Origin of the sequence: Phyllobacterium sp. 0TCS1.6A (genome assembly GCF_026420825.1) — a bacterium.
In the GTDB taxonomy this organism is placed as follows: Bacteria; Pseudomonadota; Alphaproteobacteria; order Rhizobiales; family Rhizobiaceae; genus Phyllobacterium.
This window is the reverse complement of the sequence record NZ_JAPMAB010000005.1, coordinates 104,175-116,202: the sequence shown is the minus strand read 5'-3', so window position 1 is coordinate 116,202 and position 12,028 is coordinate 104,175. Positions and strand designations below refer to the sequence as shown.

The 12,028-nt window shown below is 63.5% G+C and carries 13 protein-coding genes; 6 read left to right on the top strand and 7 right to left on the bottom strand.

All coding sequences use genetic code 11. From position 1 onward, the window contains the following. Window positions 1-7: 7 nt before the first annotated feature. Entirely contained in the window at window positions 8-655 is a 648-nt protein-coding gene (locus OSJ75_RS12880; RefSeq protein ID WP_267228356.1) for a DNA-3-methyladenine glycosylase I, read from the bottom strand. Window positions 656-849: 194 nt separating this feature from the next. Between OSJ75_RS12880 and OSJ75_RS12875 the strand changes: the two genes are divergently transcribed. Then, window positions 850-1,638 (top strand): L,D-transpeptidase, encoded by a 789-nt coding sequence (locus OSJ75_RS12875; protein WP_416362561.1) that lies wholly within the window; start codon window positions 850-852, stop codon window positions 1,636-1,638. A 110-nt stretch (window positions 1,639-1,748) separates the two neighbouring features. Here the strand turns inward: OSJ75_RS12875 and glcF are convergent, their stop codons facing one another. The 3 genes from glcF to OSJ75_RS12860 are packed head-to-tail and all read right to left on the bottom strand — an operon-like array spanning window position 1,749 to window position 5,775. Beyond that, window positions 1,749-3,065, bottom strand: a complete 1,317-nt coding sequence (glcF, locus tag OSJ75_RS12870) for a glycolate oxidase subunit GlcF (RefSeq protein WP_267228355.1) — start codon at window positions 3,063-3,065, stop codon at window positions 1,749-1,751. A gap of 2 nt (window positions 3,066-3,067) precedes the next feature. After that, the gene (gene glcE, locus OSJ75_RS12865) at window positions 3,068-4,279 is read right to left on the bottom strand and encodes a glycolate oxidase subunit GlcE (protein ID WP_267228354.1); all 1,212 of its coding nucleotides are present in this window, start codon (window positions 4,277-4,279) and stop codon (window positions 3,068-3,070) included. Continuing rightward, window positions 4,279-5,775: an FAD-linked oxidase C-terminal domain-containing protein gene (locus OSJ75_RS12860; RefSeq protein ID WP_267228353.1), complete on the bottom strand. Its 1,497-nt coding sequence runs from the start codon at window positions 5,773-5,775 to the stop codon at window positions 4,279-4,281. The genes glcE and OSJ75_RS12860 overlap by 1 nt, the downstream gene beginning before the upstream one ends. Window positions 5,776-5,856: 81 nt before the next feature. On the opposite strand from OSJ75_RS12860, the gene OSJ75_RS12855 reads away from it, so the two are divergent. Continuing rightward, window positions 5,857-6,591 (top strand): metallophosphoesterase, encoded by a 735-nt coding sequence (locus tag OSJ75_RS12855; protein WP_267228352.1) that lies wholly within the window; start codon window positions 5,857-5,859, stop codon window positions 6,589-6,591. 11 nt (window positions 6,592-6,602) lie between these two features. Here OSJ75_RS12855 and OSJ75_RS12850 read toward each other — a convergent pair whose 3' ends face one another. Beyond that, a complete protein-coding gene (locus OSJ75_RS12850) occupies window positions 6,603-6,743 on the bottom strand; it encodes a hypothetical protein (protein WP_250015210.1) in 141 nt (46 codons plus the stop codon). Window positions 6,744-6,917: 174 nt separating this feature from the next. Beyond that, entirely contained in the window at window positions 6,918-7,616 is a 699-nt protein-coding gene (locus tag OSJ75_RS12845) for a type 1 glutamine amidotransferase (RefSeq protein WP_267228351.1), read from the bottom strand. A gap of 58 nt (window positions 7,617-7,674) precedes the next feature. On the opposite strand from OSJ75_RS12845, the gene OSJ75_RS12840 reads away from it, so the two are divergent. Then, complete coding sequence (locus OSJ75_RS12840; protein ID WP_267228463.1) at window positions 7,675-8,289, top strand: hypothetical protein; 615 nt, start codon at window positions 7,675-7,677, stop codon at window positions 8,287-8,289. Here the strand turns inward: OSJ75_RS12840 and OSJ75_RS12835 are convergent. Next, complete coding sequence (locus OSJ75_RS12835; protein ID WP_250015215.1) at window positions 8,279-9,169, bottom strand: DMT family transporter; 891 nt, start codon at window positions 9,167-9,169, stop codon at window positions 8,279-8,281. The genes OSJ75_RS12840 and OSJ75_RS12835 overlap by 11 nt on opposite strands. 139 nt (window positions 9,170-9,308) lie before the next feature. Between OSJ75_RS12835 and OSJ75_RS12830 the strand changes: the two genes are divergently transcribed. The 3 genes from OSJ75_RS12830 to OSJ75_RS12820 all read left to right on the top strand — a co-directional run bounded on the left by OSJ75_RS12830 (window position 9,309) and on the right by OSJ75_RS12820 (window position 11,976). Continuing rightward, entirely contained in the window at window positions 9,309-9,746 is a 438-nt protein-coding gene (locus tag OSJ75_RS12830) for an Lrp/AsnC family transcriptional regulator (RefSeq protein WP_250015217.1), read from the top strand. An 18-nt stretch (window positions 9,747-9,764) separates the two neighbouring features. After that, window positions 9,765-10,499, top strand: a complete 735-nt coding sequence (locus OSJ75_RS12825; RefSeq protein ID WP_250015219.1) for a 16S rRNA (uracil(1498)-N(3))-methyltransferase — start codon at window positions 9,765-9,767, stop codon at window positions 10,497-10,499. 103 nt (window positions 10,500-10,602) lie between these two features. Beyond that, window positions 10,603-11,976 carry a glutamate--cysteine ligase gene (locus OSJ75_RS12820; RefSeq protein ID WP_267228350.1) on the top strand — a complete coding sequence of 458 codons (1,374 nt, stop codon included), beginning with the start codon at window positions 10,603-10,605 and terminating at the stop codon, window positions 11,974-11,976. Window positions 11,977-12,028 lie beyond the last annotated feature (52 nt).

Genomic DNA, 12,028 nt, shown 5'->3' with positions numbered 1-12,028 from the left:
ATCGAGACTAACGGGGCCGCCTGAACGCCGCGCGCAGATCCTCGACCTCCCGGCGGCATTTGCACCCCTCGATATGGTCGTTGACCAGCCCCATGGCCTGCATGTGGGCGTACATCGTGGTCGGCCCGACGAAGCTCCAGCCGCGCTTCTTCAGGTCCTTGGACAGCCGCACGGAGGTGGGCGACGTGGGATTGGCGACCAGTGTCGGATAATCGACCCGCTTCGGCCTTTCGCCTTCATCCGGTTCGAACGACCAGAAATAGGCGGCGAGACTGCCCTTTTCCTCGATGAGTTCGATGGCGCGCTTCGCATTGTTGATCGCCGAATTTATCTTGCCGCGGTGCCTTATGATGCCGGCATCGGCCAGTAGCCGCTCCACATCGGCCTCGCCATAGCGCGCCACCTTGCGAAAGTCGAAACCGTCGAAGGCCGCGCGGAAATTCTCGCGCTTGCGCAGGATCGTCAGCCATGAGAGGCCGGACTGGAAGCCTTCGAGGCAGATCTTCTCGAACAGCCTTGTATCGTCCGCAACCGGGCGGCCCCATTCATGATCGTGGTAGCGGATATATTCCGGCAGATTGCCGGGCCAGAAGCAGCGGGCAAGCCCGTCCTCGCCCGTCATCAAGCCTGTTTTCGCCGCCACTTCCGTGCTCATGCTCGACCCCGATCGTTAAAAATTAACCAATTGCGGCAAGAGACCGGTAACCATAACCGACAGTTCGGCCGCAGAATCGCCCATGCGGCCGATTTGTTCATCTTTTTCTACTGGAACCGGGGCAAACTCAACCCGAAACCTGACATGCGCCGTCAGCAGAGTGGGCTGTCAGCAGTGTTCCATCGAGAAAATCCATGATGATGCGTCCATTTCTCATCTGCCTGCTTGCCTCGGCGATTGGTTCCAACGCCTTTGCCAGCGAACGCTATGCCACGCGGCCTCCGGTAGTGCTGAGCCCGGACGTGTCGGCGCCCTGGGTCAAGCAATTGCGCCAGCGCCCGGTCGGCGGGCCAGCCAATTCGCGCCATGTCAATCCGCGCAATTATGTCGTTTTCGACGACGAGCCGGTGCGGCCGGTGAAGCCACGCCGCAGCAAGCGTGCGCCGGCCGCCAATTCCGCGGCGCGGGAAGTGTCGTTCCAGCGCCCGGAAGCACCGCCGAAGAGCGTGAAGAAAAAGCGCGAGATGGACCCGAAATTCCTGCCGCAGACGGTTGCCTATGACGGGCCCGAGCCAGCCGGCACGATCGTCATCGATACGGCGCAACGCTTTCTTTACCTGGTGGAGGCCGATGGCAACGCGCACCGCTACGGTGTCGGCGTCGGCAAGGAAGGCTTCGGCTGGTCCGGCACCAATACGATCAGCCGCAAGGCCGAATGGCCCTCCTGGCATCCGCCGGCCGAAATGATCAGGCGCGAGAAGCGCAAGGGACGCATATTGCCGGCCCATATGGAAGGCGGCGTCGCCAATCCGCTCGGAGCACGGGCGCTCTATCTCGGCTCGACGCTTTACCGCATCCATGGCACCAATGCGCCCTGGACCATCGGGCAATCCGTATCGAGCGGATGTATCCGGATGCGCAATGAAGACGTCATCGAGCTTTATGAGCGCGTGGGCGTCGGAACGAAAGTGATCGTGCGCTAGATTAGCGGCCAGTGCCGGGGGCCAGTGCTGGGGGCCAGTACCGGGGGACGGCGTCGGGGGACGCCGGAGAATGGGGATGGCGCGTTGCACCGCCGTCCCCATTCGACTGTTCAGTGCAGCCGCTGCGCCGGCAGATTGGCCGGCGGCGGCCCGCCATAGGCCCAGTCGAGCAACTGGACCGTGTGGACCAGCGGCAGTTTCGTGCCGCCCGCCAATTGCGTCATGCAGCCGATATTGCCGGTGGCGACCATAGCCGCACCGGTCGATTCGATGTTGGCGAGCTTCCGGTCGCGCAGGGTACGGGCAATCTCGGGTTGCATGATGTTGTAGGTGCCCGCCGATCCGCAGCAGAGATGGCCTTCCGCCGGTTCCTTCACCACGAAGCCGGCGGCCTTCAACAATTCCCTGGGCTGGCGGATGATCTTCTGGCCATGCTGCATCGAACAGGCCGAATGATAGGCGACGACCAGGCCCGGCGCGTGCTCCGGCGCGGGCAGCTCCAGGGCCGCGAGGAATTCGGTGACGTCCTTCGCCAGCGCCGACACGCGCGCCGCCTTTTCGGCATAGGCGGGATCGAGCCGCAGCATATAGCCGTAATCCTTGATCGTCGTGCCGCAGCCCGAGGCGGTGATGATGATGGCGTCGAGACCGGCCGATTCTATTTCCCTCGTCCAGACGTCGACGTTGCGGCGGGCATTGGCCAGCGCCTCGTCCTCGCGGCCCATATGATGGACGAGCGAGCCGCAACAGACTTCGCCGGCCGGCACGGCGACCTCCACGCCCAACCGCGTGAGGAGACGGATGGTCGCCGCATTGATCTCCGGATCGAGCACGGGCTGGGCGCAGCCGGTCAGCAATGCGACGCGGGCGCGGGGCGCCGATGCGGGCGAATGGACGGCGGGACGGGCGGAGGCGGAGACGGCCATGACGGTGCGGGGCGCGAGTTCCAGCATCGCCGCAAAGGGCCGCAACATACCGACCTTCCTGAGGAGCGGCGCCAATGGCCGGGCCAATCTGGCGGCCTTGAGCGCCACGCGGAAGCGCGCCGGAAAGGGCAGCACCTTCGCCAGCAAGGCCCGCGTCAGCCGGTCCGGCAGCGGCCGCCGATAGGTCTTTTCGATATGGGCGCGCGCATTGTCGACGAGGTGCATATAGTTGACGCCCGACGGGCACGTCGTCATGCAGGCGAGGCAGGACAGGCAGCGGTCGACATGCTTGACGATCTGCGCATCGGCGTCACGGCCGTTTTCGAGCATGTCCTTGATCAGGTAGATGCGGCCGCGCGGGCTGTCGAGTTCGTTGCCGAGCGTGACATAGGTCGGGCAGGTGGCGGTGCAGAAACCGCAATGGACGCATTTGCGCAGGATCTGTTCGGATTCTGCGACCCCGGGATCAAGCAATTGTTCGGGCGTGAAATTCGTCTGCAAGCTTAGACTCCTGCGACCATGCGGCCGGGATTGAGGATGTTTTCGGGATCGAACTGCTGTTTCAGCCGACGGGAAAGCGCCGCCAGCGCCTCTGCCTGCGGCTGGAACACCGCGGTCGATGCGCGGACCGCAACGGGCGCACGCACCAGCGTCGCATGGCCGCCGCCATATTTCGCGATGAGCGCGCGCACGGCTTCCGCCTCCGGATCGCCTTCCATGCGCAGCCAGACGAGGCCGCCCTGCCAATCGTAGAACGCATCGACAGCCGCGCCCATGCGCAGCGACGCCACCAGCTTCCAGGCCTCCATCGGCGTCATGGAAACGCGCCAGACCGGGCGCTCGGTGCCATCGGCGAAAGGCGTCACGTCGCGTATGTCGCGCCATATATCCGCCGAAGCGGCACCCGAGACATCGTCGATGTCGCCCGCCGCCACCAGAAGCTTGCGCAGCATTGCGGCACGGTCGGCGACGGATGGCGCGAAACCTTCAAGCCGCAGCAGCGTCGCGGCTTCGCCGCCCAGCGCGCCGTCGGCCACCCGCCCGGCCACATTGGCGGGCAAATGCGCGGCTGCCGATACTTCGCCGCTCGAGCCCATGGCGATGGCCATTGCCCGCGCCGCCGCTTCGTCGTCGAGCCCGCGCAGCACGAGCGTCGTTTCCGTTTCGGGCAAGGGCAGGACCTTGAAGGTGATTTCCGAGGCCACGCCGAGCGTGCCCCAGGAATTGGCCATGCCCTTGGAAAGATCGTAGCCGGTCACATTCTTGACCACGCGCCCGCCGGACTTGAACACTTCGCCGCGTCCGGAGACGACGCGGACGCCCAGCACGTGATCGCGCGCCGAGCCAGACTTCAAGCGGCGGGGGCCACAAAGGTTCGTCGCAAGCAGGCCGCCCAGCGTGCCCTGCCCCGCCGGCCCGCCGAGGAGCCGGCCATAATCCATGGGCTCGAACTGGAACGACTGGCCGTTCTCCGCCAGCAGCTTCTCGAGTTCGGCGACAGGCGTTCCCGCCCGCGCCGACAGCACGAGTTCGTCCGGCTCGTAGAAGATGACGCCGCCATAGGCCGCGAGCGAAACCGCATGTTCCGTCTGCACCGGCCGCCCAAGGCCGCGCTTCGAGCCCTGTCCGACTATCTCGATGGGCGTCGCGGCGCCGAGCGCCCATTGAACCGCATCGACGATCTCCGCCTCGGTGCCGGGAGTAAACACTGTCATCAGAATCTCGGCAGGTCGGGAAAGGGCAGCTTGCCGCGGTGGACGTGCATCCGCCCGAGTTCGGCGCAGCGGTGCAATTGCGGGAAGACCTTGCCCGGATTGAGGAGATGCCTGTCGTCAAAGGCGCATTTGACCCGGATCTGCTGGTTCAGGTCGGTTTCGTTGAACATTTCCGGCATGAGGTCGCGCTTTTCGATGCCGACGCCATGTTCGCCGGTCAGGACGCCGCCGACTTTTACGCATAGACGCAGGATATCCGCGCCAAAATCCTCCGCTTTCGCCAGTTCTTCGGGAATATTGGCATCATAAAGGATCAGCGGGTGGAGATTGCCATCCCCCGCATGGAAGACATTGGCGACCCGCAGGCCATACTGCTCCGACAGCGCGCGCATGCCGGCAAGGACGCCGGGCAAGGCCTTGCGGGGGATCGTGCCATCCATGCAGAGATAATCCGGCGAGATGCGTCCGACGGCCGGGAAGGCTGCCTTGCGCCCGGCCCAGAAGGCCATGCGCTGTTCCTCGCTCTGCGACACGATGCAGGTGGTCGCACCATTGTCGCGGCCGATGGCCTCCACCATCGTGATCAGGTGATCGACCTCCACCGCCGGACCGTCCAGCTCGATGATGAGCAGCGCTTCGACGTCGAGCGGATAGCCGGCATGGACATAATCCTCCGCCGCATGGATGGCGGGGCGATCCATCATTTCCATGCCGCCGGGTATGATGCCGGCGGCAATGATATCGGCCACGCACCGCCCGGCCTCCTCGCTGGTCGGGAACCCCACCATGAGCGCCCGCGCGGTTGCCGGCTTCTGCAGGATGCGCACCGTCACTTCGGTCACCACGCCGAGCAGGCCTTCCGATCCCGTCACCAGCCCGAGAAGGTCATAGCCTTCGCTGTCGAGGTGCTTGCCGCCGAGCCGGATGATCTCGCCGTTCATCAGCACCATTTCGAGGCCGAGCACATTATTGGCCGTAAGACCATATTTCAGGCAGTGCACCCCGCCGGAGTTTTCCGCGATATTGCCGCCGATCGAACAGGCGATCTGCGATGAGGGATCGGGCGCGTAGTAAAAGCCCTCATGCTCCACGGCGCGGGTGATGCCGAGATTGGTCACGCCCGGCTGCACGATCGCGGCGCGGTTGGGATAGTCGATCTCGAGGATGCGATTGAACCGGGACATGACCAGGAGCACGCCGTCCTCCAGCGGCAGCGCACCGCCGGAGAGCGATGTTCCTGATCCGCGCGGCACCACTTTGACATTGTTGTCATGGCAATATTTCAGGATGCGGGAGACCTGGGCGACTGTCTGGGGCAGCACGACCACCAGCGGCAATTGCCGATAGGCGGTCAGCGCGTCGGACTCGAAAGCGCGCATTTCGTTGACGGCATCGACAACGCCCTCCCCCGGCACGATGTCGCGCAGGGCGGCAACGATAGCCGCCCGCCGCGACAGCGTCGCCTCGTCCGCCTTCGGCATCACCAGACCAGACATCAAACCTCCCTAACGGCCTACCCGCCTTGCAAACAAACCGGTTCGGCCTCAGACTCCCATCACCGCATCTGGACGCTGATCATGACCACAGTCAACTTCAAACAGGCCCGCGGGCCGGACAAGCTGCGCATCTTCGCGATCGGCGACGTTCACGGCAGGCTCGACCTTCTGAAGGAAATGTACCGGCTCATCCAGGCAGAGAACGAGAAGACGCCGCCATTCGACTGGGTCATAGTGCATCTCGGCGACTATACGGATCGCGGGCCCGATTCCAAGGGTGTTCTCGATTTCCTCGTTGAGGCACAGCGGCGCAACCACCGCATCGTCGCGCTGGCCGGGAACCATGATGTCGGGCTGATCGATTTCGTCGAAACCGGCGATCCGGCCGGCATATTCGCGCTCAATGGCGGCCGGCAAACCGCGCTTTCCTATGGAATCGACATTGATTTCCGCAATGCGCGCTCGGTCGCGGAGGGCCATCGGGCGCTGGTGGCGGCCATGCCGCCCGCCCATCTCGCCTTCCTGCGGGGCCTGGCGCGTTCGATCACGTTCGGCGACTTCTTCTTCTGTCACGCGGGGATCAGGCCGGGCGTCGAGCTTTCACGCCAGGATGCGGAGGATCTCATCTGGATCAGGTCGCAATTCCTGAACGATGCCCGGCTTTATCCCAAGGTGATCGTCCATGGCCACACGCCTGCGACCAATGTCGAAATCAGGCCGAACCGCGTCAATCTCGATACCGGCGCCTATGCGAGCGGCCGTCTCAGCGCGCTCATGATCGACGGCGCGGAGAAAACGCTGCTGGAGGCGCGCTGACGGGCAAAAGTTCAGTGAAAGGAAGTGCTTACGCCATATCCATCCGAAGAGACCGTGTGTCCGCCGGCATCGACGGAGAACAGACCGACAGCCATGAACAATATTGCCGAAAGCATGAGGGCGGTCAAAAGGGCTGCATTTCTGGTGGTCATCGGAAGGGGTCCATCGTTTACTATCCTGGCGTGTGCCAGTTCGCTCGCCGCCAACTACAGGCCACACCTGTTACCAACTAGTGAATCAAGGACACGTTCCACACGAATCGGACAGGGCGCAGCGATTCGCAATTCAGCTGTTGCCCGGCTGCAACTATTCCGCGCTGCCGCAACCTAGATCAGCGCGACCCAGGCACGCGCCAATGCCAGCCCCGCTCTATCGGCCGCTGCGCCATTGCGCTGGCGGTGCATGGCATAGGCCTGCAGCCATTGCGGGTGGCCCGTTTCGATCTGATCGCGAAACGCCTCCGTCCATCGATCGACAAGCGCCACATCCGCCTCGAAATGAAACTGGATGCCATAGGCGGCCCGTCCGATCCGGAAGGCCTGGTTCGCGGTCTGGCCGCTGCTGGCAAGATGGATGGCGGACGGCGGCAGTGTAAAGCTGTCGCTGTGCCAGTGGAATATCGGGAAGCTGGCGCCGGCAGCGGCAAGAAACGGGTCGCGCAATCCCTCTTCGGTCAATGTGACGGGATGCCAGCCGAATTCGGGTGGCCGTCCGAGAATATTCGTGGCTCCATAGCCACGGGCGAGTACCTGGCTGCCGAGACAGATGCCGAGGACGGCCTTCCCGGCATCGCCGAACGCTGCCATCAGTTCGGCCAGTTGCGGCAGATAGGGGAAATCCTCGTCCGCCAGCGCGTTCTGGTCGCCGCCGAGGACGATCAGCGCGTCATGCCCGCCATGATCGGCGGGAAGCTCTTTGCCAAGATAGGGATGGCGATGGTCGATGCCGGCTTCCCGCTCGGACAACGCCAGCGCCACGGCGCCGAGACCGGTGTCGCGGTAGTTTTGAATGACGAGGACGCGCATGGTGATTCCCGCTGGTGAAGGCCGCTTCGGGATATCACGGGGCACGGAGGACAGGAAGATGCCGTTGCAGAACAGGGTGACGCCCTTTGGCGAGATCGTCGCGGTGCCCGATCGCGGCCAGTTCATGGGCAATCGCGGCATCATACACGACCCTTCCAGCCGCACCCTGCTGCGGCGGCGGTGGACGACGCGGGCATGGATCATCTGCGTCTGCTCGTTCAGGAATGTCAGGCGGGACGTCATGGCGCGGCGAAGCTGGACCGAACTGTTCTTCTTCGACGAAGCGACGGCGCTCGCCGCCGGTCATCGCCCGTGCTTCTACTGCCGGAGGGAGCGTGCCCGGGCCTTCCAGTCTGCCTGGGCCATCGGCAATGGCGACGATGCGCCGCCTCCCGCGCCCGCCATGGACAAGGTCCTGCACGCCCAGAGGCTGGAGGCTGGCGGCGTCAGGCGATATCATGATCTGCCCGGCCCTATCGAACGGCTCCCGGGCGGGACCATGATCGCCGCCGATGGCGAGGCATTCCTGGTGCGGGACGGCGCAATCTTCCGCTGGTCGTGGCAGGGCTACAGCCCGGCGGCCGCACCGGGCAATGCCCTTCTGCTCACCCCGCCGGCAACGGTGCTGGCGCTGCGGGCGGGATATCTTCCTTCCATCGGGCCTATGTCCTGAGCGATGCGGGCGTTGGCCGCAGGCTCCAGCCGAGGCTCGTTCCGGCCGCAGCCAGGAGAATGATGGCGGCGCCGATCAACTGGCTCGGCTGCAGGGCATGATCGAAGGCGACGTAATCGACGATGATCGCCGCAATCGGGTAGATGAAGGACAGCGCACCGGTGATATGGGTCGGCAGCCTCTGTATGGCGCTATAGAGCAGGATATACATGAGGCCCGTATGGATGATGCCGATGGCGACGATGCTCGCCCATTGCCGCGGCGATGCCGGCAGCGCATCGAATTGCGCAAAGGGAGCGAGCAGGACGACGCCGACCACGACCTGGATCAGGGCGATCAGATGCGGCGGCGTGCCGCGCAAATGCTTGGCGACGATGGACGCGATGGCATAGAGGAAGGCCGCGCCGAGCGCGAGGGCGATGCCCGTCAGGTAATCGGCGCCGTGCTGGCTGCCGCCCGGCTTTGCCTGCACGATGAGCACCATGCCGGCAAAGGCCAGGGACAGCCAGGCGAGCTTGCTGAAGGTGAGCTTTTCCTTGAAGAAGATCGCGCCAAGGCCGACCAGCATGAATGGCTGCACATTGTAGACCGTGGTGGCGATGGCGATGGAGGCGCGCGAATAGGCGGCGAAGAGCAGCACCCAGTTCAATACGATCGCGACGCCGCCGAGAACCGCGATGGCGAGCAGACGTGGCGGTATCGGCCGCAGCAGGCCCATATAGCCGCAAACCAGGAGCAGCGTCGCGGCGCCGATGGCGCAGCGCCAGAACACGACGGACGACACCGCCTGCCCCGACATCAGGACGAACCATCCTATCGTTCCCGAAATGAGCATGGCCGCCGTCATCTCGGCGCCGCCCCTGAAAATATCCCTGTCCATCGCATTTCTCCTTCTGTGCCCTGATATTATGCGGCGAACCGGGGTTTTGCCATGTCTGCACAAAAGTGATAGAGTTGGATGGCCTAATAAATTTAGGCTGCATGGGACAATCGCCTTATCTTACAAATGCAGGACAATCATGCTCGATCAGTTTGACAAGATCATCGTCGAGGCCCTGGCGGCGGATGCGAGAATTTCGCTGAAGGAACTGGCGAACAAGGCGGGGCTTTCCTCGCCCAGCGTCGCGGAGCGACTGAAGCGACTGGAGGAGCGCAAGGTCATCAGCGCCTTTACGGTCGAACTCGATCCCACGGCGCTCGGCTATAGTCTCTGCGCCATCGTCCGCGTCAGGCCATTGCCGGGCATGCTGCATATCGTCGAGCGCCTGATCCAGGAAACGCCGGAGATAACCGAGTGCGACAAGGTCACCGGCGATGATTGCTTCATCGGGAAACTGCATTTCCGGTCGATGCAGCAACTGGACTCCATCCTTGACCGCCTGGCGGAAAAAGCTGAAACCAACACGTCTATCGTCAAATCGACCACGGTGAAGCGCCGCCTGCCGCCGCTCGACTGACCCAGCCAGGAACGACCCATGCGTGCCAATTATCGAATGCAACGGCTCTATGTGACGGGCGATCTTGCCAAAGACGCGCGGATCGACGCCACGCCGGAGCAGGTCAACTACCTCGTGAACGTCCTGCGCATGGCGGAGGGAGACGAGGTTCTTCTCTTCAACGGGCGCGATGGCGAGTGGAAGGCCGTGCTGAAGCCGGAAACCCGGAAGAAGCTGGCGCTGGTGCCGGCGGAACCGGTTCGCGAGCAGCCGCCGCTGCCCGATCTGATCTATTGCTTTGCGCCGCTGAAGCAGGGACGCCTCGACTACATGGTGCAAAAGGCCGTGGAGATGGGTGCGGGCGTGCTGCAACCGGTGATCACCCAGCACACGCAGGTCTCGCGTATCGGTATCGACCGCATCAGGGCGAATGCGATCGAGGCAGCCGAGCAATGCGGCGTTCTCGCCATCCCGGCCGTCCATGAGCCGGTGAAGCTCGAACGGCTGCTGGATGACTGGGCGCCGGCGCGGCGCCTGATCTTCTGCGACGAAGGGCATGGCACGCACAATCCGCTGCCATTGCTGCAGGCGCTGCCGCGGCAACCGCTCGGCGTGATCATCGGGCCGGAAGGCGGCTTCTCGGAGCAGGAGCGGCAGGCCCTGCGCGCGCTGCCATTCGTGACGCCAATTCCGCTGGGGCAGCGCATATTGCGCGCCGATACGGCCGCGGTCGCCGCACTCGCCCTTATCCAGGCCACATTGGGAGACTGGTAGAAGCAACTTCTATTGATGGAAGCATCAGCGAAATTTGCTTGCGCTCAACCGCAAAAAATGGCCAATCACGCCCACGAATATTCAAGAATGGAAAACATCGTCCATGGCGCGCGACACGACCGACGAAACCGTCATCGATAATGAGGAAACACTGGCGGCCTACCTCGCCCAGGGCTGCAAACCGCAGGCCGCATGGCGCATCGGCACCGAACACGAAAAGTTTCCGTTCTATACCGAAGATCACAGTCCCGTTCCCTATGAGGGCGAGCGCGGCATACGCGCCATACTCGAAGGCATGCAGTCGAAGCTCGGCTGGGAGCCTATCATCGACGAAGGCAATATAATCGGCCTCGTCGAACCCACGGGACAAGGCGCCATTTCCCTGGAGCCGGGCGGCCAGTTCGAGCTCTCGGGCGCGCCGCTTGCCTCCATCCACCAGACCTGCCGCGAGACGAACGCCCATCTGGCGCAGGTGCGCGAGATCGCCGAGCCGCTGGGCATCCGCTTCCTCGGCCTCGGCGGCAGTCCGAAATGGACGCTGGCCGATACGCCGCGCATGCCGAAATCACGATACAAGATCATGACCGACTATATGCCGAAGGTCGGCACGGACGGCCTGAACATGATGTATCGCACCTGCACGATCCAGGTGAATCTCGACTTCGCTTCCGAGACCGACATGCGCCGCAAGATGCAGGTATCGATGAAGCTCCAATCGATCGCCACCGCGCTGTTCGCCATGTCTCCCTTCACCGAAGGCACGCCGAACGGGCTGCTGTCGTGGCGCTCCGACATCTGGCGCGATACGGACAATAATCGCTCCGGCGTCCTGCCCTTCGTGTTCAACGAGAATTTCGGCTTTGCCGATTATGTGGACTGGGCGCTCGACGTGCCGATGTATTTCGTCATGCGCCGCGGCCATTATTACGACTGCACCCATGTGACGTTCCGCCAGTTCATGAATGGCGCCCTGAAGGATTCGATCCCGGACGGCGTTCCGAACATGGGGGATTGGGCGAACCATCTTTCGACGCTCTTCCCCGAGGTGCGCCTCAAGCGCTTCCTCGAAATGCGCGGGGCGGACGGCGGCCCTTGGCGGCGCATCTGCGCCCTGCCCGCATTCTGGGTCGGGCTGCTCTACGATGCGGAAGCATTGAACGCAGCCGAGGCGCTGACGCGCGACTGGTCCTACGAGGCTGTGCAGGAACTGCGCGACGAGGTGCCGGCAAAGGGGCTGCAGGCAAGTCTCGGCAATCGTTCCGTGCTGGAGATTTCGCGCGATGTGATCGCAATTTCCCGCCTTGGCCTGAAGAATCGCGGCATTCTCAACAGCGAAGGCTTCGACGAGACGCATTATCTGGCATCGCTCGAGGAAGTGGTGGCGCGGGGAACGACTTCGGCGGAGCAGATGCTGTCGCAATATCGGACGGTCTGGGGCAACTCGGTCGAGCCGGCATTCCTCGAATATGCCTATTAGGGCTTTCGCATGATGATCGCGGAAGCCGACAGACAGGCGGATTGAACAGGGC

Bases quoted from the DNA above. Each gene is read 5' to 3' on its own strand.
- OSJ75_RS12880 (WP_267228356.1), bottom strand. From the start codon at position 655: ATGAGCACGGAAGTGGCGGCGAAAACAGGCTTGATGACGGGCGAGGAC.
- OSJ75_RS12875 (WP_416362561.1), top strand. From the start codon at position 850: ATGATGATGCGTCCATTTCTCATCTGCCTGCTTGCCTCGGCGATTGGT.
- glcE (WP_267228354.1), bottom strand. From the start codon at position 4,279: ATGACAGTGTTTACTCCCGGCACCGAGGCGGAGATCGTCGATGCGGTT.
- OSJ75_RS12860 (WP_267228353.1), bottom strand. From the start codon at position 5,775: ATGTCTGGTCTGGTGATGCCGAAGGCGGACGAGGCGACGCTGTCGCGG.
- OSJ75_RS12855 (WP_267228352.1), top strand. From the start codon at position 5,857: ATGACCACAGTCAACTTCAAACAGGCCCGCGGGCCGGACAAGCTGCGC.
- OSJ75_RS12850 (WP_250015210.1), bottom strand. From the start codon at position 6,743: ATGACCACCAGAAATGCAGCCCTTTTGACCGCCCTCATGCTTTCGGCA.
- OSJ75_RS12845 (WP_267228351.1), bottom strand. From the start codon at position 7,616: ATGCGCGTCCTCGTCATTCAAAACTACCGCGACACCGGTCTCGGCGCC.
- OSJ75_RS12840 (WP_267228463.1), top strand. From the start codon at position 7,675: ATGCCGTTGCAGAACAGGGTGACGCCCTTTGGCGAGATCGTCGCGGTG.
- OSJ75_RS12835 (WP_250015215.1), bottom strand. From the start codon at position 9,169: ATGGACAGGGATATTTTCAGGGGCGGCGCCGAGATGACGGCGGCCATG.
- OSJ75_RS12830 (WP_250015217.1), top strand. From the start codon at position 9,309: ATGCTCGATCAGTTTGACAAGATCATCGTCGAGGCCCTGGCGGCGGAT.
- OSJ75_RS12825 (WP_250015219.1), top strand. From the start codon at position 9,765: ATGCGTGCCAATTATCGAATGCAACGGCTCTATGTGACGGGCGATCTT.
- OSJ75_RS12820 (WP_267228350.1), top strand. From the start codon at position 10,603: ATGGCGCGCGACACGACCGACGAAACCGTCATCGATAATGAGGAAACA.